24 protein-coding genes are annotated in these 18701 nt (G+C 59.4%); 13 read left to right on the forward strand and 11 right to left on the reverse strand.

The window, feature by feature from the left end; genetic code table 11:
• The first annotated feature begins 47 nt into the window (after positions 1-47).
• From accB to aat, 3 genes are read left to right on the forward strand one after another with little or no spacing between them, the layout of a single operon-like run.
• Positions 48-542 carry an acetyl-CoA carboxylase biotin carboxyl carrier protein gene (accB, locus tag AC2FNC_RS11165; RefSeq protein WP_480473619.1) on the forward strand — a complete coding sequence of 165 codons (495 nt, stop codon included), beginning with the start codon at positions 48-50 and terminating at the stop codon, positions 540-542.
• Between the two features lie 9 nt (positions 543-551).
• A complete protein-coding gene (accC, locus tag AC2FNC_RS11170) occupies positions 552-1901 on the forward strand; it encodes an acetyl-CoA carboxylase biotin carboxylase subunit (RefSeq protein ID WP_480495078.1) in 1350 nt (449 codons plus the stop codon).
• Positions 1902-1949: 48 nt separating this feature from the next.
• Entirely contained in the window at positions 1950-2591 is a 642-nt protein-coding gene (gene aat, locus AC2FNC_RS11175) for a leucyl/phenylalanyl-tRNA--protein transferase (RefSeq protein WP_496715355.1), read from the forward strand.
• Here aat and AC2FNC_RS11180 read toward each other — a convergent pair.
• The 6 genes from AC2FNC_RS11180 to AC2FNC_RS11205 all read right to left on the reverse strand — a co-directional run bounded on the left by AC2FNC_RS11180 (position 2537) and on the right by AC2FNC_RS11205 (position 6422).
• Entirely contained in the window at positions 2537-2905 is a 369-nt protein-coding gene (locus AC2FNC_RS11180; protein WP_496715356.1) for a DUF2155 domain-containing protein, read from the reverse strand. The genes aat and AC2FNC_RS11180 overlap by 55 nt on opposite strands.
• Positions 2902-3354, reverse strand: coding sequence for an outer membrane lipid asymmetry maintenance protein MlaD (gene mlaD, locus AC2FNC_RS11185; RefSeq protein WP_480488409.1), 453 nt, complete (start codon positions 3352-3354; stop codon positions 2902-2904). The genes AC2FNC_RS11180 and mlaD overlap by 4 nt, the downstream gene beginning before the upstream one ends.
• Positions 3355-3365: 11 nt before the next feature.
• Positions 3366-3749, reverse strand: coding sequence for an NADH:ubiquinone oxidoreductase subunit NDUFA12 (locus AC2FNC_RS11190; protein WP_496715358.1), 384 nt, complete (start codon positions 3747-3749; stop codon positions 3366-3368).
• A gap of 80 nt (positions 3750-3829) precedes the next feature.
• Entirely contained in the window at positions 3830-4192 is a 363-nt protein-coding gene (locus tag AC2FNC_RS11195; protein WP_496715359.1) for a RidA family protein, read from the reverse strand.
• Between the two features lie 196 nt (positions 4193-4388).
• Positions 4389-5657: an ATP-dependent Clp protease ATP-binding subunit ClpX gene (gene clpX / locus AC2FNC_RS11200; RefSeq protein WP_480473623.1), complete on the reverse strand. Its 1269-nt coding sequence runs from the start codon at positions 5655-5657 to the stop codon at positions 4389-4391.
• A 132-nt stretch (positions 5658-5789) separates the two neighbouring features.
• On the reverse strand, positions 5790-6422 hold the full coding sequence (locus tag AC2FNC_RS11205; RefSeq protein WP_480473624.1) for an ATP-dependent Clp protease proteolytic subunit: 633 nt from the start codon (positions 6420-6422) through the stop codon (positions 5790-5792).
• 359 nt (positions 6423-6781) lie between these two features.
• Here AC2FNC_RS11205 and AC2FNC_RS11210 point away from each other — a divergent pair, with 359 nt between their 5' ends.
• The 4 genes from AC2FNC_RS11210 to AC2FNC_RS11225 all read left to right on the forward strand — a co-directional run bounded on the left by AC2FNC_RS11210 (position 6782) and on the right by AC2FNC_RS11225 (position 9735).
• Positions 6782-7123: an ArsR/SmtB family transcription factor gene (locus AC2FNC_RS11210; protein WP_496715361.1), complete on the forward strand. Its 342-nt coding sequence runs from the start codon at positions 6782-6784 to the stop codon at positions 7121-7123.
• A gap of 60 nt (positions 7124-7183) precedes the next feature.
• A complete protein-coding gene (locus tag AC2FNC_RS11215; protein ID WP_209505735.1) occupies positions 7184-7321 on the forward strand; it encodes an entericidin A/B family lipoprotein in 138 nt (45 codons plus the stop codon).
• 830 nt (positions 7322-8151) lie between these two features.
• Positions 8152-8532 (forward strand): hypothetical protein, encoded by a 381-nt coding sequence (locus AC2FNC_RS11220; protein ID WP_496715362.1) that lies wholly within the window; start codon positions 8152-8154, stop codon positions 8530-8532.
• 480 nt (positions 8533-9012) lie between these two features.
• On the forward strand, positions 9013-9735 hold the full coding sequence (locus tag AC2FNC_RS11225) for a hypothetical protein (RefSeq protein WP_496715363.1): 723 nt from the start codon (positions 9013-9015) through the stop codon (positions 9733-9735).
• A 116-nt stretch (positions 9736-9851) separates the two neighbouring features.
• On the opposite strand, the gene AC2FNC_RS11230 is transcribed toward AC2FNC_RS11225, so the two are convergent.
• On the reverse strand, positions 9852-10205 hold the full coding sequence (locus AC2FNC_RS11230; RefSeq protein ID WP_480624027.1) for a hypothetical protein: 354 nt from the start codon (positions 10203-10205) through the stop codon (positions 9852-9854).
• Between the two features lie 528 nt (positions 10206-10733).
• On the opposite strand from AC2FNC_RS11230, the gene AC2FNC_RS11235 reads away from it, so the two are divergent.
• Positions 10734-11303 (forward strand): hypothetical protein, encoded by a 570-nt coding sequence (locus AC2FNC_RS11235; protein WP_480624028.1) that lies wholly within the window; start codon positions 10734-10736, stop codon positions 11301-11303.
• An 88-nt stretch (positions 11304-11391) separates the two neighbouring features.
• Here AC2FNC_RS11235 and lepA read toward each other — a convergent pair whose 3' ends face one another.
• Entirely contained in the window at positions 11392-13191 is a 1800-nt protein-coding gene (gene lepA, locus AC2FNC_RS11240) for a translation elongation factor 4 (protein ID WP_480518947.1), read from the reverse strand.
• Positions 13192-13492: 301 nt separating this feature from the next.
• Here lepA and AC2FNC_RS11245 point away from each other — a divergent pair, with 301 nt between their 5' ends.
• From AC2FNC_RS11245 to AC2FNC_RS11255, 3 genes are all read left to right on the forward strand, one after another.
• A complete protein-coding gene (locus AC2FNC_RS11245) occupies positions 13493-14407 on the forward strand; it encodes a hypothetical protein (RefSeq protein ID WP_496715365.1) in 915 nt (304 codons plus the stop codon).
• 173 nt (positions 14408-14580) lie between these two features.
• Complete coding sequence (locus AC2FNC_RS11250; RefSeq protein WP_480473632.1) at positions 14581-14889, forward strand: hypothetical protein; 309 nt, start codon at positions 14581-14583, stop codon at positions 14887-14889.
• Between the two features lie 65 nt (positions 14890-14954).
• Entirely contained in the window at positions 14955-15908 is a 954-nt protein-coding gene (locus AC2FNC_RS11255) for a LysR family transcriptional regulator (protein WP_480473633.1), read from the forward strand.
• On the opposite strand, the gene AC2FNC_RS11260 is transcribed toward AC2FNC_RS11255, so the two are convergent.
• The gene (locus AC2FNC_RS11260) at positions 15905-16348 is read right to left on the reverse strand and encodes a low molecular weight protein-tyrosine-phosphatase (protein ID WP_496715368.1); all 444 of its coding nucleotides are present in this window, start codon (positions 16346-16348) and stop codon (positions 15905-15907) included. The genes AC2FNC_RS11255 and AC2FNC_RS11260 overlap by 4 nt on opposite strands.
• A gap of 27 nt (positions 16349-16375) precedes the next feature.
• On the opposite strand from AC2FNC_RS11260, the gene AC2FNC_RS11265 reads away from it, so the two are divergent.
• Both AC2FNC_RS11265 and AC2FNC_RS11270 read left to right on the forward strand, forming a co-directional pair.
• Entirely contained in the window at positions 16376-17074 is a 699-nt protein-coding gene (locus tag AC2FNC_RS11265) for an NAD-dependent deacylase (protein WP_496715370.1), read from the forward strand.
• A 62-nt stretch (positions 17075-17136) separates the two neighbouring features.
• Positions 17137-17745, forward strand: a complete 609-nt coding sequence (locus AC2FNC_RS11270) for an HdeD family acid-resistance protein (RefSeq protein ID WP_480495095.1) — start codon at positions 17137-17139, stop codon at positions 17743-17745.
• A gap of 92 nt (positions 17746-17837) precedes the next feature.
• Here the strand turns inward: AC2FNC_RS11270 and AC2FNC_RS11275 are convergent, their stop codons facing one another.
• Together AC2FNC_RS11275 and AC2FNC_RS11280 are read right to left on the reverse strand one after the other, a co-directional pair.
• Entirely contained in the window at positions 17838-18311 is a 474-nt protein-coding gene (locus AC2FNC_RS11275; RefSeq protein ID WP_480555991.1) for a copper chaperone PCu(A)C, read from the reverse strand.
• A 38-nt stretch (positions 18312-18349) separates the two neighbouring features.
• Positions 18350-18700 (reverse strand): hypothetical protein, encoded by a 351-nt coding sequence (locus AC2FNC_RS11280; protein ID WP_480495098.1) that lies wholly within the window; start codon positions 18698-18700, stop codon positions 18350-18352.
• Position 18701 lies beyond the last annotated feature (1 nt).

Consider the following 18701-nt stretch of genomic DNA (forward strand, 5'->3'; position numbering starts at 1 on the left):
AGCCCGCAAGAAACAGACGGGCCAAAGGGGAACCGTCGAGGATACTCATGACAGACACTAAACACGAAGCGGATGTGGCATTCATCAAGGCTCTGGCCGAGTTGCTGCGCGAAAACGATCTGACCGAGTTGCAGGTCAAACGCGAATATGGCGAAGAAGACAGTCTGAACGTGCGCGTCAGCCGTATGACACAGACCGTGGCCGCTCCGGTTCAGATGGCTGTTCCTGCAGCAGCGCCCGCCCCCGTAGCGGCACCGGCTGCGGCCCCCGCGGCGGCCCCTGCTGCCGCCGAAGATCCGGCCAGCCATCCGGGCGCTGTCACCTCGCCTATGGTGGGCACGGTCTATATGCAGCCGGAACCCGGAGCGCCCGCTTTCATTTCCGTCGGCGCGACAGTGTCCGAAGGCGACACGCTGCTGATCGTCGAAGCGATGAAGACCATGAACCACATCCACGCCCCCAAATCAGGCACCATCAAGCGCGTGCTGGTGGGCGATGGCGACGCTGTTGAGTTCGGCACCCCTCTGGTCATCATCGAGTAAGGCGGGCCCATGTTCGACAAGATCCTGATAGCCAACCGAGGCGAGATCGCCCTGCGCGTCATCCGCGCCGCACGCGAGATGGGGATAAAGACGGTTGCCGTCCACTCCACCGCCGACAGCGACGCGATGCATGTGCGCATGGCGGACGAATCGGTGTGCATCGGCCCCCCGCCCAGCCCGCAAAGCTATCTGTCGGTGCCCGCCATCATCTCGGCCTGTGAGATTACCGGCGCGCAGGCGATCCATCCCGGCTATGGCTTTTTGTCCGAAAACGCCGAGTTCGTGCAGATCGTCGAAGATCATGGCATCACGTTCATCGGTCCCACCGCGGAACATATCCGCGTCATGGGCGACAAGATCACCGCCAAGGACACAATGAAGGCGCTGGGTGTGCCTTGTGTTCCCGGCTCGGACGGTGGCGTTCCCACGCTGGCCGACGCCAAACGCATCGGTGAGGAATTCGGCTATCCCGTCATCATCAAAGCCACCGCTGGCGGCGGAGGGCGCGGCATGAAAGTCGCGATGAACGCGGACGAGATGGAAAGCGCCTTTATGACCGCACGCGCCGAAGGCAAGGCCGCCTTTGGCAATGACGAGGTCTATATCGAGAAATACCTGACCACGCCGCGCCATATCGAGATTCAGGTCTTTGGCGACGGCAAGGGCAATGCGGTGCATCTGGGCGAGCGCGATTGTTCGTTGCAGCGCCGTCACCAGAAGGTCTTTGAAGAGGCCCCCGGCCCCTGCATCACCGCCGAAGAGCGTGCCCGGATCGGCAAGATCTGCGCCGACGCGGTGGCCAAGATCAACTATATCGGCGCGGGCACCATCGAGTTCCTGTATGAAAAGGGCGAGTTCTATTTCATCGAGATGAACACCCGCCTGCAGGTGGAACACCCGGTGACCGAGGGCATCTTTGACGTCGATCTGGTGCGCGAACAAATTCTTGTTGCCGCAGGTGAGCCGATGTCATTCGGTCAGGACGATCTGAAGATCAACGGTCACGCCATCGAGGTCCGGATCAACGCAGAGAAGCTGCCGAAGTTTTCGCCCTGCCCGGGCAAGATCACGGCCTATCACGCGCCGGGCGGTCTGGGCGTGCGGATGGATTCGGCGCTTTATGACGGCTATTCGATCCCGCCTTATTACGACTCGCTGATTGCCAAGCTGATCGTGCACGGCCGCGACCGCAACGAAGCGCTGGCGCGCCTGAAGCGGGCTTTGGGAGAGCTGATCGTAGACGGCATCGACACCACCGTGCCCCTGTTCCACGCCCTGTTGCAGGAGCCCGATCTGCACAGCGGCGCGTACAACATCCACTGGCTGGAGCGCTGGCTTGCGGAGAACATGGAAAAATAAGGTCCAGGTACCAGAGGGCCCGCGCCCTCTGGTCGCCCTATCACCGGCATGAGCCTGACCCCCGAACTGCTGTTGCACGGGTATTCCATCGGTATTTTCCCGATGGCCGAACACCGCGACGATCCTGAACTGTTCTGGGTTGACCCCAAGTTTCGCGGGATATTTCCGCTGGACGGGTTCCACATCTCGCGCAGTCTGGCCCGCCGCATCCGGAACTGCGGGTTCGGGATTTCAATCAACCGGGATTTTTCCGGCGTCGTCGACGGGTGCGCTGACCGGTCCGACACCTGGATCAACGCGGAACTGCACGCCCTTTATCGCCAGCTGCATCAATCAGGCTATGCGCATTCACTGGAAGTCTGGGACGGAGCGGCGCTGGTGGGCGGCGTATATGGCGTGACGCTGGGGGCCGCGTTCTTTGGCGAAAGCATGTTTTCGCGTCGCACGGATGCCTCGAAAATCGCGCTCGCCTATCTTGTGGACCGGCTGCGGCAAACCGGCTTTCACCTGTTTGACACGCAGTTCCTGACCGCGCATCTGGCGTCCCTTGGGGCGATCGAAATCCCGCGTGGTGCTTACAAGAAAGAACTGGAAGAAGCCCTGAACCAGAGCGCCGACTTTGCCGCGCCGATCACTCAGTCCGCAGAAGGCGTGATACAGCGGATGACCCAAACGTCATACCGCGCGTGATCCAGCGCATTCAGCGCCGGAGAGGTCGCGATCATCCAGCCGTCAAACAGCTGATCCGCCTTGCCCGTTTCCCAAATGGTCAGATAGGCGAAGGCATCGCCTGTCGGGTTGTCCACCGGATACCGGCAATCCCCCAGCGCCACATCCAGCCCGAACACAGGTTCGGTCTGACCTGTCTGCAATTCGATATCAACCGTCTGGCCACTAACCTTGTCGAGCCCCCGCAGCATGGCGCCGGGGCCAGAGTTGACTTTCTGCTGCGCGGCGGCGCCGGTTCCAGCCAGCAACAGGGCAATCAGGCCGGCGCGCATCATTCGCCGCCATCTCCGGCCACGAACTTGACCAGCAGCGAGATCAGGCTGACCGCACCCTGGGTATCCTGAATCTCATCTCCGGGTTCAAAAAAGAAGGGCGAACCGCCGGGCATGACTTCGACAAAGTTTCCACCCAGCAGCCCTTCGGACGAGATCACGATGGCGCTGTCATCGGGCACAAGAACGCCTTCCGCAACAGAGAAAGTCGTGTCAGCACGATAGGTGTCCGGGTTCAGCTTGACCCCGGTAACAGTGCCGATTTTCACACCGGCAAGACGGACATCGGTGCCGACGCCCACCCCTTCCAGCGACCGGAACGAGGCGCCCAACTCATAGCCCGCAGCACCTTGCGACAGGCCGGTCGATTGGCTGGCATAGACGCCAAACGCGATGGCACCGGCCAATACGACGCCTCCGACAAGAACTTCGGTCCAGTTATGGGTCGACATCTTCGCCTCGTTTATTCCGGGCTCCAGGCCTCGTAATCCCTGCGCTCAACCGGCTTGGCCCGCCGCAGCGACCCGGCAGGCGCATAGGCCAGTGCCGTGCCTGTCAGGTTCTCCTGATGCGGTTTTTCCCAGGCTTTGTGCGGCAGCGGCTTGTCGGTCGGGGGTTCATCCCAGGTGCGATGCATCCAGCCGTGCCATTCCGGGTCAATCCGGCTGGCTTCGGCCTCGCCATTGAAAATCACCCAGCGCCTGCTGTCGTCGGCGGTGCGATAAAACACATTGCCTTCATTGTCTTCGCCCACTTTCACACCCTTGCGCGCCGTATAAAGCTGCGTGTTCAGTGTTGACCCGTTCCACCAGGTCACGGCTCGTAAAAGACTGTTCAGGATTCCCATCGGCTGCCTCCGGCATTTCGGTCGAGAGAAGGTATGGACCAAAGGCTCGCCAAGGTCCAGTGCCCCTTGGGCTTCCAGTGTTACTCCGGCAGGAAGGCGGTCACTTCGATCTCGATCCGGTACTTCGGATCAATCAAACCGCATTCGATCATCGTCACGGCCGGTGGATTGGCGCCAAACGTCTCGGCCAGAACCGGCCAGCACGGCGCGAACTCATTGCGATCCGGCAACATGTAGGTGACCCGAACCACATCTTCGAAACCCGCGCCTGCCTCAGCCAGCGCCTTACCTATGACATCCAGCGCAGACCGGCATTGCGCCACCACGTCGTCGCCCTGCCCGACGGTCCCGGCGACATGAACCCAGCCACCCGCAACCACCGCGCGGCAATAGCCGACTTTCGCCTCAAACTCACCGCCCGAAGAAATGCGTTTCACAGTCATAACCTGTCACCTTTGTCGTTCGAAAACTTGCTTAAGCTCCCGCCGCCTGACCGCGCATGCCTGCGCGTGCGAGCGACGGATCCCCCAGCTTCATCTGGCTATAAATATCCCGGGGGAGATGCCCGAAGGGCGGCGGGGGCAGAGCCCCCTGAACCGGTTCAACTGAAGTCCCACCGTCGCGGCAAAAAGCCCGGCCTCAACCCGCCGAGGCCGATTCCTTGGCCGCATCGGCATAGATGAACAGCGGCTGCGCGTCGGACATCACCGCCTCTTCGTTCACCACAACCTCGCTGACATTTTTCATGCCCGGCAGTTCGAACATGGTGTCCAGCAGGATATCCTCGAGAATAGATCGCAGGCCGCGTGCACCGGTCTTGCGCTCGATGGCCTTCTTGGCAATTGCCTTCAGCGCGTCATCGGTGAAGCCCAACTCAACATCTTCCAGCTCAAACAGGCGCTGGTATTGCTTGACCAAGGCGTTCTTTGGCTTGGTCAGGATGGTGACCAGCGCTTCTTCGTCCAGATCCTCAAGCGTTGCCAGAACCGGCAGACGGCCCACGAATTCGGGGATCAGGCCGAATTTCAGCAGATCTTCGGGTTCCAGATCCTTGAAGATCTCACCCACGCCGCGCTCGTCATTGTCACGCACATCGGCACCAAAGCCCATGGCCGAGCCCTTGCCGCGTTGTGCAATGATCCTGTCCAGACCCGCAAAAGCACCGCCACAAATGAACAGGATATTCGTGGTGTCCACCTGCAGGAACTCCTGCTGCGGGTGTTTGCGGCCGCCCTGCGGCGGAACGCTGGCCACGGTGCCTTCCATCAGTTTCAGCAGCGCCTGCTGCACGCCCTCACCGGACACGTCGCGCGTGATCGACGGGTTCTCGGATTTGCGGGTGATCTTGTCGACTTCGTCGATATAGACGATGCCGCGCTGCGCGCGTTCGACATTGTATTCGCTGGCCTGCAAAAGCTTGAGAATGATGTTTTCAACATCCTCGCCCACGTAACCGGCTTCGGTCAGCGTGGTGGCATCGGCCATGGTAAAGGGAACATCCAGTATCCGGGCCAGTGTCTGCGCAAGCAATGTCTTGCCACAGCCGGTGGGGCCGATCAGCAGAATATTGGATTTCGCCAGTTCGATATCATTGCCCGCCTTCTGGGCGTGGTTCAGACGTTTGTAGTGGTTGTGGACCGCAACCGACAGGACGCGTTTTGCGGTGGACTGGCCGATCACGTAATCGTCCAGCACCTCACAGATATCCTTGGGCGTCGGAACGCCGTCCGAAGACTTCAGCCCGCTGGCTTTGGTCTCTTCGCGGATGATGTCCATGCAAAGTTCGACACATTCATCACAGATGAAAACGGTCGGGCCTGCGATCAGCTTGCGCACCTCATGCTGGCTTTTGCCGCAGAAGCTGCAGTAGAGCGTGTTTTTCCCGTCACCGCCTGAATTCGTCGCCATGATCTACCTTTCGGGCCTCATCCCAGCACCCCCGGCGGGGATGCGTTTTCGCCTGTTCGTGCAGCTTAGGCCAGCGTTTTGGCCGCTACAATCTCAAAATGGTTCCTGCGCCGGTAACGCAGGCTCCGGAACTCAGACCTCATCCGCGTCCGTTTTTGCGCGGTTTTCCACGATCTCGTCGATGTGGCCCCATTCCTTGGCCTCTTCCGGGCTCATGAAATTGTCACGGTCCAGCGCTTTTTCAACTGCTTTTTTCGTCTGCCCGGTATGACGTACATAGATATCATAAAGGCGATCCTTGAGTTTTTGCGTCTCGGCCGCGTGGATCATGATATCACTGGCCTGGCCCTGATATCCGCCGCTGGGCTGGTGCACCATGATCCGGCTGTTGGGCAGCGAAAAGCGCATCCCTTTCTCGCCACCGGCCAGCAGAACCGATCCCATCGAGGCGGCCTGACCGATCACCAAAGTGGAACATTTCGGCTTGATATACTGCATTGTATCGTAAATCGACAAACCGCTGGTCACAACGCCACCGGGCGAGTTGATGTAGATCGAGATTTCCTTTTTGGGGTTTTCCGCTTCAAGGTGCAGCAGCTGGGCCACGATCAGATGGCTCATGCCATCGTGAATCGGGCCGTTGATGAAAATGATCCGCTCTTTCAGCAGGCGGGAGAAAATATCATAAGCGCGCTCGCCCCGGCTGGTCTGCTCAACGACCATGGGGACAAGCGTATTCATGTAGGTATCTACGGGATCAAACATTCGCAACCTGCCTGTTTTGCTGTGGATCGGGACATTATCCCAACAAGTGTTACCTGAGTCTTAGTGTTGGCTCCGGGGGGCTGCAAGGGGGTGTCGGTGAGAACACAGAACGAATGTGGACCAACGCCAATAAGATTGCCACACCTGCCGCTGCCTCGCAGTACCACCACATCCGTGATTGCGCCCTGCACAAGGGGCTGCGGGAAAAACGGCTGCGGGTTCCCCTTTTCTGATCACGGTTTTTTGATTCATACATATAGCAATAATTGATCGAAACATGTACTGAAGGGGCTCGCAGGCGACGAGCTTTACGTAACGGAAACTACGCCCGGTCAACGGGTTCACAAGGAACACATTCGATGGCACTTCCACAGCTGTCCCAGGACATGTCGCAACACGACCTGGATCGAATGGTCGATAATGCGACACGCGCGTCCAACTTCCTCAAAGCAATCAGTCACGAAGGCCGGCTGATGATCCTGTGCCACCTGGTGTCCGGTGAGAAATCTGTCACCGAGTTGGAAGAGCTGTTGTCCGCCAGACAAGCCGCTGTTTCGCAACAGCTTTCCCGCCTGCGTCTGGAGGGGCTTGTGATGCCGCGCAGAGAGGGCAAAACCATCTTCTACCGGTTGGCCGATGACCGCCCGCGCCGGATGCTTGAAGTGGTGTACGAGCTGTTCTGCGGTGAGGACAAAGGCTAGCTCTGGCTTGGTGTCGAGAAAGGTGCTACCGAATCCGTATCGAGCACTGAGGAGACACACATGATCCGCGTAATTCTGATTGGCCTGAGCCTGTTTGCACTCACCGCCTGCGAAACCGCCAAAGGCGCGGGTAAAGATATCGAAAAGGCCGGGGATGCAATCCAGAACGCAGCTTCGGACGTGCAGGAAAGCCTGTAAACGCGCTTATCTTGCGGGCGAGCCGGACATTAACGCAATATATGGTTGAAGATTGCGCCCACACGCAGTAGTCTAGCCCTACAGGTGCATAGACGCGGCATTGCATATCTGACACTAAATCGGGGCTCTTTCGCGCACGCAGAAGAGCCCCGTTCCCGTTCGGCAGGGGTGAGTGGTAGCCTGTATGAAACCGAATTTCGGCATAAGAAAAGGCGTCAGGTGCGCAGACGCGGTCTTTGCATGTACCCTTACGGATACGCCCTGACGCCTTACCGGGTCGACGCACCCCGAGGAGCACTCCGATCCAGTCGCCCCAGCCCCCTGAGAGACTGCAGCCGCCGCTTTGTCCCCTAAGGTCCATCGCGACATGCATTGGCCGTTTGAGAAGATGGCCACCCGACCTGGGTCCGAGACCCATATCTGGCTGATCACCAACCGGTAAGCCTTTGCAGTTAAATGCAAATCCTAAGATCCGCCTTCCTCTGCTCAGACCCCCTTGGCCTTTGCGTCCCGCCCCGGTTCCGAAGACCCTGTGCGGTGAGATGACTGTTGCACCACGCCCTGCATCCGACAAGAAAATAGCACTGCAGCATGAAAATTAGACGGGGATAAGATGTTGATATCCGGCGGGAGAATTTTGTGGATAACCCCAGAATCCCCGATCCTGCGAAGGGTTGAGGGCGGAAAAAACCGGACATGACCCCGGCACCCGAATTTCCCGCGATGCTGCGGGTGCAAAACGCTCCGTGCGGACCGTTAGGCCGAAATTGTGCGATTTGTACAACGCTCGGACCCCCAATCTTACGAATCGTACAGACGGAGATTCGCCGATGCGCTGCACCATTTCCTATGCCCGCGCCCATCTGGGGCCGCTGATCACCCGGCACGGCAAGCCGCTGGCCGCGCTGGTCTCGATGACCGAGGCAAACCGGATCTGGCAGTTGCAGGATGACGAGGAGATCGGATGGAAACACCCGCTGTCGGGGCTGCGCGGGATGTGGTCGAAGGGGCGCAACATCCCCGGTATGGAACCGGGACCGGACGGCCGCTATGTCACCGCGCGCGAGGCCGCGCTGAAGGTCCGCGAGATCCAGATGACCCGCGCCGAGGAACGCCGCATTCTTGCGCGGGGCGGTCTGGACCCTGTCGCAGGCGGTGAACTGGCCGCCCGGCCTGCCTCCGCACGATGGAGACGCTGGTTCCGTTTCTGAGAAGCGTTCCGGCCCGGCGGTGGTACCAACACCCCCTCCGCCGCAATCCGTGACCAATGGCGGCTCATACCCCTTAACAACCCGACCGGGCCGGAAACGCTTCGGTTCACCTGACGGGCCGTAACGGGGTCGAAAACAGTCCCGGTGCGCAGGCTACGGAAATCTCTGATCTGATGATCGGCACCCTCCTTTGGGATGCGGGCCGTGCTGGCCTGTGACTGAGATTGGATACGCGCGCGGCGGTTGCAACCTGTCTGAAGGAAACTTCATCAAGGGTTCATGCGCGGGAAAGGTGGACAAGAAGAAAACCCCACCCTGCCCGGTATTGCGCACTGTGTTTTTCCTTCCAACACCGCGCGCCTCAACTTAAACAGGGATTTCAGGCAACTGCCCTCATCCGGGGGCGTCCTACCCAACATGAAAAGCCCCAGACAGAACATGCGATTTCCAAAACGACAACATCGAGAGTTCAAGAGCATTGTGCGCAGGTTCCGCAACGAGTTTTCGCTGTTCGTGCTGGAACAAAGCCGCGGACAGGTGCTGTGCGGGCCGATGAAGGGGTTTCGCTTTGTCGAAAACGCATTCTGGGGTGGGCATTCGGATACGGCCACGAAAATCTTTGGCCTGTATGAGCAGCAGAACCTGAAGGTGCTGAGCAACTCGGACAAGCCGGTGCTGGTGGATATCGGCGCGGCGGACGGCTTTTGGGGCGTCGGGCTGGTGGCCGCGGGGCAGTTCGAAAAAAGCGTGTGCTTTGAAGTTTCGGCAAAAGGCCGGGATGTGATCCGGGAAACAGCGGAGCATAACGGCGTGGGCGACCGTGTGACGGTATTTGGGGATGCGCTGACGGACACGGTTGAAAATATCGCAAGCGTGGCCCCCGACCCGGCGGACATCTTCTTTCTGATCGATATCGAGGGCGTTGAATTCAGTCTGATGACCGAAGATTTTCTGACGCATTACCGCAGGTCGGAGTTTCTGATCGAACTGCACCCCCAGATGGTGGAGGATGGCGATGCGAAACTGAAAGCGATCGAAGCGTTCTGCGCCGGGTATTTTGATGTCGCCTATGTGGACGGAAGCGTGCGCGACACGTCCGAGATGGATGAGATTATCCGGTTGGGGGATGATTTCAAATGGCCGATCCTGTCCGAGGGGCGCGGTTTTCCGATGCAATGGTTGCATTTGGTGCCGCGCGGGTGAGGTGTGGTTTCGGCGATTGACCCGCAGACCCGAGGGCCGCGAACGGCCAGAGCCCCAATGGCGCAAGCGCTGATACAACCGCCCAACCAACCCTGCCCTACGGATGTCGCGACGGGCTAGACAAACGCTGCGATCAGCAGGACCAGCCCGGTCAGGCCAATCAGCGCGTGAGAGACCAGCTTCAACCCTTTTGTGTTCCTGTTCTGCAACCCCTTGGCATAATGGGTATTGGCGAATTCCCCGTCGATATCAGAACGCAGATTGACCAGATCATCCAAAGTGGCCCCGCCCGCCAGAATGCCGTAGGCGGTTGTGGCGATGACCAGAATGGCCTGAGCCAGCGCATAACCGTCGGGCGCAAAGCTGATGATGGCGGCGATACCGACAAAGCAGAACAGCGTGGTGCGCATGATGACGTGGTAGTCTTGAAACCGGCTGATGGCGTATTGCGCCCGAAGTTGCGCGTCCATGGCAATCCCTCCGTTTATCAATTGATTGGAATGCCGGGAGTGTATCACTGTTTGCCATTTTCCCGAAATTTGAACACCACCCCGTAGGGCAGGCTTCAGCCCGCCACCGGATACAGCCGATCCATGCGCAGTGGATTGGGGTCGGGGAGATGGCGGAGTGGAGGATTGGCGGGCTGAAGCCCGCCCTACGGCATATTAAACCCGATTGGGCGACAGAACAGAGGGCAGCGCCGGCCCGAGGGGGTGAGGCCCGTCTCGGAAACGGTCCAGTGGACCGCTTCAGGGCCGAACGGGCGGAGCCCCGGGGAGCAAACGCGCCGCCCGTTTTGCCGGAGGCAAACCTCTGGTTTGACGGGGGCGGGTCATGCCGGAGGCATGCTTTCAGCATGACGCGGCCCGGTGATGCCGCCGGGTGGGTGGGTTGACTTGACCGCGGCACAAAGCAAAAAAATAGAAATAAGCTCTTGCTGCAGCTATTTTTTTCGCGCTCAATCAGCTGATTGAGACAGAACCTGTTCGAGCAAATACATGAGTGAACAATTTTTTGACAAAGGCACGGCTATGGAGGGATTGCTTCCAAAAGAGTTCGCTTATTGCCTAGGGCTCTATCTACAAACCTGCGCTCACATTGAACTTTGGGTAAGTGCGCTGATTGTTTGCCTTGAAGGATTGAAGCCAGAAAACAAAGACTGGTTTGATCGGTACTGCCAAGTTCGAAAGCTCCCTACAAAAGAACTCATCAGAGAATTGAAAAAGTCTAGCGAACTCGCCAAAAAATTTGGATTCGATGAAGACTTGTCAGCGTTATCAGATTGGATAGGAAGGTTTGTTGGTAACCGACATATGGCCGCGCATGGCGCTTTTTTCGGATCGCTGAACGGTTTCCTTCGTGTTGACTATGTGACGAACACTGGCTCGAGAAAGGACCCTATCTTCAAACGTTCAACAAGTGCCGTGACAAAAGAAAGTATTGACGAAGTACTAGCAGACGCAGATCGAATCTACCTCATCGTTCTTGGGATGATTGGCCGTATCCAAGAAGATTTGCCAATTAGAGTACATCGAGCGATCGTGCCGATAGTAGAGCACCCTACTTAGGAAACTCGGTCGCTCCCCCCCAACCGTGTGGGCACGCAGGTTGGCTGCGCCAACCGCTTTCGCCCACCGTCACTAAAAATGGACAGCCTTAGCTGTCCATTTTTAGTGCTGAAATAAACGCCTCCTGCGGGATATCGACCTTCCCGAACTGGCGCATCTTCTTTTTCCCCGCCTTCTGCTTGTCCAGCAGTTTGCGTTTCCGGGTGGCGTCGCCGCCGTAGCATTTGGCGGTCACGTCCTTGCGCAGGGCGGACAGGGTCTCGCGGGCGATGACCTTGCCTCCGATGGCGGCCTGGATCGGGATTTTGAACATGTGGCGCGGGATCAGGTCCTTGAGCTTTTCGCACATCGCGCGGCCCCGCATCTCGGCCCGGTCGCGGTGAACCATGGTCGACAGCGCGTCGACCGGTTCGTCATTCACAAGGATCGACATCTTGACCAGCGCGTCCTGACGGTAGCCGGTCATCTGGTAGTCAAAGCTGGCATAGCCCTTGGTCACCGATTTCAGGCGGTCGTAGAAGTCAAAGACGACCTCGTTCAGGGGCAGGTCATAGACGACCATGGCGCGCTGGCCCGCATAGGTCAGGTCCATCTGGATGCCGCGGCGGTCCTGGCAGAGTTTCAGCACGTCGCCGAGATATTCGTCGGGCACCAGAATGGTCGCCTTGATGCGCGGTTCCTCAAGGTGGTCGACCTTGGACAGGTCGGGCATGTCGGCGGGGTTGTGCAGCTCGATCATCACGCCGTCTTTCATGTAGACGTGATAGATCACGCTGGGCGCGGTGGTGATGAGGTCGATATCATATTCACGCTCGATCCGGTCGCGGATGACCTCGAGGTGCAGCAGGCCAAGGAAACCGCAGCGGAAACCAAAGCCAAGCGCGGCCGAGGTTTCCATCTCATACGAGAATGAGGCGTCGTTCAGGGCCAGCTTTTCGATCGCGTCGCGCAGGTCTTCGAATTCGGCTGAATCCACCGGGAAGAGGCCGCAGAACACCACCGGCTGCGCCGGTTTGAAGCCCGGCAGGGCGACTTCGGCGCCACCCCGGTCATTGGTGATGGTGTCGCCGACACGGGTGTCGCGGACCTGCTTGATCGAGGCGGTGAGAAACCCGATCTCACCCGGGCCGAGACTGTCGATCATCTGCATTTCCGGGCGGAAGACACCGACGCGGTCGACATGGTGCAGAGTGCCGTTCGACATGAACTTGACCCGCATCCCCTTTTTCAACGTGCCGTCCATGATGCGGACCAGAACGATGACGCCCAGATAGGCGTCGTACCACGAATCCACCAGCATCGCCTTGAGCGGCGCGTCCAGATTGCCCTGCGGCGCGGGCAGTTTGTGCACGATCGCTTCCAGCGTCTCGTGGATGCCCTGCCCGGTCTTGGCGCTGACCCGGATGGCGTCGCTGGCGTCGATGCCGATCACATCCTCGATCTGCTCGGCCACGCGGTCACAATCGGACGCGGGCAGGTCGATCTTGTTGAGCACCGGCACGATCTCATGATCGGCGTCGATGGCCTGATAGACGTTGGCCAGCGTCTGCGCCTCGACCCCTTGGGTGCTGTCCACGACCAGCAGCGAGCCTTCGACCGCGCGCATCGACCGGCTGACCTCGTAGGCGAAATCCACGTGGCCGGGGGTGTCGATCAGGTTCAGCACATATGTCTCGCCATTATCGGCGGTATAGTCGATGCGGACGGTGTTGGCCTTGATGGTGATGCCACGCTCGCGCTCGATATCCATGCTGTCGAGCAGCTGTTCCTTCATGTCACGGTCCTGCACTGTCCCGGTCTCTTGAATGAGCCGGTCAGCAAGGGTGGATTTGCCATGGTCGATATGCGCGACGATGGAGAAATTGCGGATATGAGCGAGGTCTGTCATGGAGTGGGGATATGTAGAGGAATCGTGGGTTGGTCAAGGCATCATGTTAGCCGCAGCCTAGCAAGTTATTCGTATAAAATGGGGGTCCGATGATTGCATTTGACGATCTAGTTTTTCAGCAAGCAAGAACGGTCGCAAGTAGAGAGAGCTTGCGCGCTTTAGGTCTATCCAGAACACCGGTTCGATCGAGTGTTGTCAGCGAAAAAGAATTCGATGAGTGGTTGCTTGTTGTTCTACGTGCACTGGTCAATTGCGTAGCTGGAGATGAAGACTCAAGTTTCTTCGCTTTGGAGCATGTGAGGTGGCAAAAAAAGCCAGTAAGAACACATCGAGCACAGGGCCTTTGGCCGACATGGATTCCTTAGCCCGATTTTCAGAAGAAGTGTTACTTGGTATCTGCGCCCCGGGTTTCAGCATTATTTCCGATCAAGATGATGCGGTGGCTGCACTTGCAGACGGGATTTCATTAATCTTAACCGGTTCTTCTGGTTGGGAATCTCTCCGCTATAGCAACAACGAACTTATCCATTTTGTGCCGGAAGCTGACCTCGACTTCAATGTGCCGCTTTGGGCCAACAATGACGCTACAGCAGAAGAGCCTGATCAATGGGTACTCTCCAATCAGCCCGAATATCTACCGCTATTAAGCTACTGGAGTTACGACGAACCAGAATGGGCATTTTGGCAAACTTGGTATCGAGGATTTGTGGATGGCTCGCCAGTTGATTTGGAACTCCAGCGGAGAGTAGCTCAGATTCACGATACAATTTGGAAAGACGGACCTAAAGCGGTTTCAGACGAAATCGAAAAAATTCGGGCGCGATGGGAAGTCGAGAAAGCCTTATCGGACATCAAAGGCAGCCTGACGGTTCGAACCTCAGCACGCCACGGTATCGGAGGGAACAACCCTCCTGAGAGCATCGAAGATGAACGTTTGTCCGGCGCTATAACCTTGATCTGGGAAGCTGCCGAAGAACTCTCGACGGCTTTGGAAGAGGAATGCCCTGCTCGTGAGTGGATTGAAGCAATTCTGGGCAAACTCAAAGCTGGATTGGCAGGATTCCTAAAATGGTGTGCAGGCAAAGGCGATCTTACGGTAGATACTTTGATCAAGTGGGGTATTCCTGCGACAGGAGCAGGGTATGCTGCAAATTATCCAGAGAAAATTGAAGCGTTGATCAAAGCCATCGAAGACTGGCTGCCGTTCCTGTCCTGACCGGTGCCGGGCTGAAGCCCGGCCTACGGGGGTGGTGGGGATGTATCGTTTCCGGACCGTGTAATCACTTTTTCGCAACGTATGATTGATCCGCGCGCCCGTTTGATTCATACTCCGCCGCAGACCGAGAGGGGCGTCAGACCCGTCCGGGCAGGCAAAAACGAGGCTCGAGTATGAAACAGTTCCTCATTATCGCATTTTGTGCGGCATCGCTGACGGCGGTGGCTCAGGTCGCGGATGCGGCGCAGATCAGGCAGGCGTGCATGGCGTCGGACCGCTCGGCCGCGACGCGGGACCGGTGCAGCTGCATTCAGCGCGTGGCGGATCAGGCGTTGACGCGCAGTGATCAGAAGACCGTGGCGAAATGGTTCAAGGACCCCCATCAGGCGCAGGTGCTGAAGATGTCGAAATCCGCGCGCGATGATGCGCTGTGGGATCGGTACCAGAACTTTGGCCAGATGGCGCAGGCGATCTGCAGCTAACCCGTTCAGAATGCTTGACCTGATCCACGCTGCGCCCCAGAAAGGCGCAGCGAAAGGTGTATTGCATGGTAATGAAAGGGCTGACCCTGCGGGGCCTTGAAGTGTTCGAGGCTTTGGCGCGGACGGGATCGGTGGCACAGGCTGCCGAGATCACGGGGCTCAGCCAGCCATCCGTATCGCAGCAATTGCGCAATCTGGAAAACGCGCTGGGGACCGAATTGGTCGATCACGGGCGGCGACCGATGCGGCTGACGCAGGCGGGGCGCAGTTTCCTTGCGCGGGCCGAGGCGGTTCTGGCCGAGCTGCACATGGCCCAGAGCGAGCTGTCGGTCATGGATCTGGGGCATCTGACCACGCTGTCGATCGGGCTGATCGACGATTTCGACAATGATCTGACACCGCGGCTGGCCACCTTGCTGGCCGACAGCCTGACCCGGTCGAAATTCAAGCTGATCACCCTGTCGAGCCTTGATCTGTTCGAGGCGCTGGCCGAGCAGCGCCTGCACATGGCGGTCACCGCCCATAGCGGCGAAGTGCTGGAGGGGGTGGTCGAATACCCGCTGGTCCATGATCCGTTCATTCTGGTGGCGCCGCAGGGATCGGGCGGGGTCGAGGCCGTGCAGGAGCGGCTGCCGTTTCTGCGCTATGCACGCGAGCAGCTGATCAGCCGCCAGATCGAGGCGCATCTGGCGCGCCGCTCGCAGGTGTTCGAGGAACGGTTCGAGATCGGCTCGCACATGGCGCTGATGGCCATGGTGGCGCGGGGTCTGGGCTGGGCGATCACCACGCCGCTGGGCTTTATGCGCGCGGCGCGGTTCCATGAGGGGCTGGAGGCGCACCCTGCCCCGTTCGGAGAGTTCTCGCGCAACATATCGCTGCTGGCGCGCACCGAGTGGTCCGATCAGGTCCCGCAGGAGGTTGCGGGCATGACCCGGCGTCTGATGCAGAACCAGATCGTGGACCCGGCGGTTGCCAAGCTGCCCTGGCTGAGCGGCCAGTTGCGGGTGACCGGCGGCTAGGTGTCCAGATGGGCGGCAAGCCCGTCAACCGCCGCTTCGATCAGGTCCAGCGCGCCGTCGAAATCCCGCGTGTAATACGGATCGGGTACGTGATCGGCACCGGTCTGAGGGGCGAAATCCGTTAGCAGGCGAACCGGCGTGCCGTTGCCCGGCGGGCGCAGGTCTTCGATATCAGCGATGTTTTGGGCATCCATACCGATGATCAGGTCGAACCGGTCGAAATCAGCAACGGTGAACTGGCGCGCGCGCAGGTCGCCGAGGTCAATGCCTCTGCAGTTTGCAGCCTTCTGCATCGGGCCATAGGGCGGATTGCCCGCGTGCCAGCCCATGGTTCCGGCACTGTCGGTTGCATGATGCGGTGCGCGGGCGCGAAAGACGCCCTCGGCCGCGGGAGAGCGGCAGATATTGCCCAGGCAGACAAAGAGGATACGGTGTGTCATGGCCAAGGTGTAACGCGCGGAGGGGATATGGGAAAGATCGTCATTCTGACCGGGGCCGGGATTTCTGCTGAAAGCGGGCTGAGCACCTTCCGCGACGAAGGCGGGCTGTGGGCACAGCACCGGATTGAGGATGTGGCCACACCCGAGGGCTTTGCCCGCGATCCCGCCTTGGTGCAGGGGTTTTACAATGCACGCCGCGTTCAGGCCGCCGCCGTGCAGCCCAACGCGGCCCACATGGCGCTGGCCCGGTTGCAGCAGGGCTGGCACGCAGAGGTCGTGATCGTAACCCAGAACGTAGACAGCCTGCATGAAGCAGGCGGTGCGACGGGTGTCATCCACATGCATGGCACATTGGCGGGTGCCCTGTGTTCCGGGTGCGATCATCGCTGGCCCGCCCTGCCCGAGATGGCCGTCGCCGAGCCGTGCCCCGCCTGCGGCCAGCCCACCGCCCGGCCCGATGTGGTCTGGTTCGGCGAGATGCCTTATTACATGGACGACATCTACGACCACCTTGCCAGCGCGTCGATCTTTGCCGCCATCGGCACCTCGGGTCAGGTCTATCCGGCGGCGGCCTTTGTTCACGAGGCGCAGGCGGCGGGTGCGCGGACGGTCGAGATCAATCTGGAGCCGACGCCCGGGCCGTCGGGCTTTGACGAGCGCATTGTCGGCAGGGCATCCGAAACGGTTCCGCGATGGGTCGGGCAGCTTCTTGCGGGAAATTCTTAAGCTACAGACAACGCTGGCTTAATTTGTGTACACTATCTGCAATAGCGACTGGAGGATGTGCCATGACTGATCAAGACCCCCGCACCGGTGAAATCCTGGATGACAGCAGCATGGCCGGGCGTGACATGCTGGGGGAACAGCTGTCCAGCCTGTGGTGGACTTTTCTGCTGCGCGGGGTGCTGGCCGGGCTTGTGGGCATCGCGGCCCTGTTCTGGCCATCGGGCAGCATCGCGCTGCTGCTGCGGCTGGTCGGTGTGTTGCTGATCCTCGACGGTGGGCTGACGCTTTTGGGTGTTGGCCGTCGCGGGGTGCTGGGAGGTGCTGCGATCGGCGCGCTTCTGATCGGGCTTGTCCTGCTGATCTGGCCGGAAGGCACGGTGAAACTGGCGTTTTTCCTGTTGGGCGCATGGGCGCTGATCATCGGGATCGGATCCTTGGCGGCTGCCGGGCAGATGCATCCAAGTGACCCGCAACGCGGTTCCATGCGCGTTTCGGGATTTGTCGCGCTTGTCGTCGGGCTTGTCCTGATGATCTGGCCTGCGGTGGCGCTGGTTGCGCTGGGCTGGGGTATCGCATTCTCGGCGCTGGCCATGGCCGCTGTCATGTTCTGGCTGGCCTCGCGATTCCATCAGGCGGGCGACCGTGTCGGCCTGAAAACCATCAACAAATAACGCCATCCGCGGCCGCATGGAAAACAGGCCGGGCAAAGCCCGGCCTGACGCATAGATGAGGGCTGCCGCGCGGCCCGAAGACAGGCGTTGCCTTAGTTCGAATGTGATCCGTGGCCGCCTTTGTCCTGACGCTCCAGATCCACGGGAATCTCGATCTCAACCTCGCCTGCCTTTTCAAAGATCAGCGTGACCGGCACCTTGGCGTCCTGTTCGAACGGGGCCGTCAGCCCCATGAACATCACATGGTCGCCGCCGCGTTTCAGCATGTGGGTTTCACCGGCTGGAATGGCAAATCCTTCTTCGACATGCACCATCTTGGCCACGCCGTTTTCATCGACCTGGTGCGTGTGCAATTCAACACGCGCTGCCGCGTCCGAGGTTACACCGATCAGCCGGTCATCCGCGTCACCCTGATTATGGATCATCATGAACGCAGCACCGGCGATGGCGGTCTTGCCCGAGGACCGGGCATAGGCGTCGTCAACCGTGATGGTGCCTTCGGCAAAGGCGGGGATGGCCAGCGACACGGAGGCCAGGGTTGCGAGCAGAGTGGTTTTGAGGGACATCGTGCCTCTCCTGTATAAAGGTTTGAAAAGGGTGGGTTTCAAACGCTGACAGGAGGCGCGCGGGCCGGGGTTGCGGGAACCGGAAGGGCGATCTGGTTGCCCAGATGCCGCAGCGGTGCTGGTTGCGCCTGTTCCGGCGCGGCTGGCAGTGCCTGTTCGGCAACCGCAACGGCCCCCAGCAAGGATATTGCGTAGTCCGGGCAGTAATGCGGCGGGGCGGTCGGTTGCCCGTTTTCGTCCATATAGACGACAACCGGGCCGGTGCCCGTACACAGCACCATCTGACCCACCGCCTTGTCCATACCGCGCGACATGGCCAGCCCCTGCCCGGTCAGAACCAGCAGAAGGGTTAGCACATAAGGCAGAAATCTGGTAACAGAAGGTCTCATT

This window comes from Ruegeria sp. BHSA123, assembly GCF_059613425.1.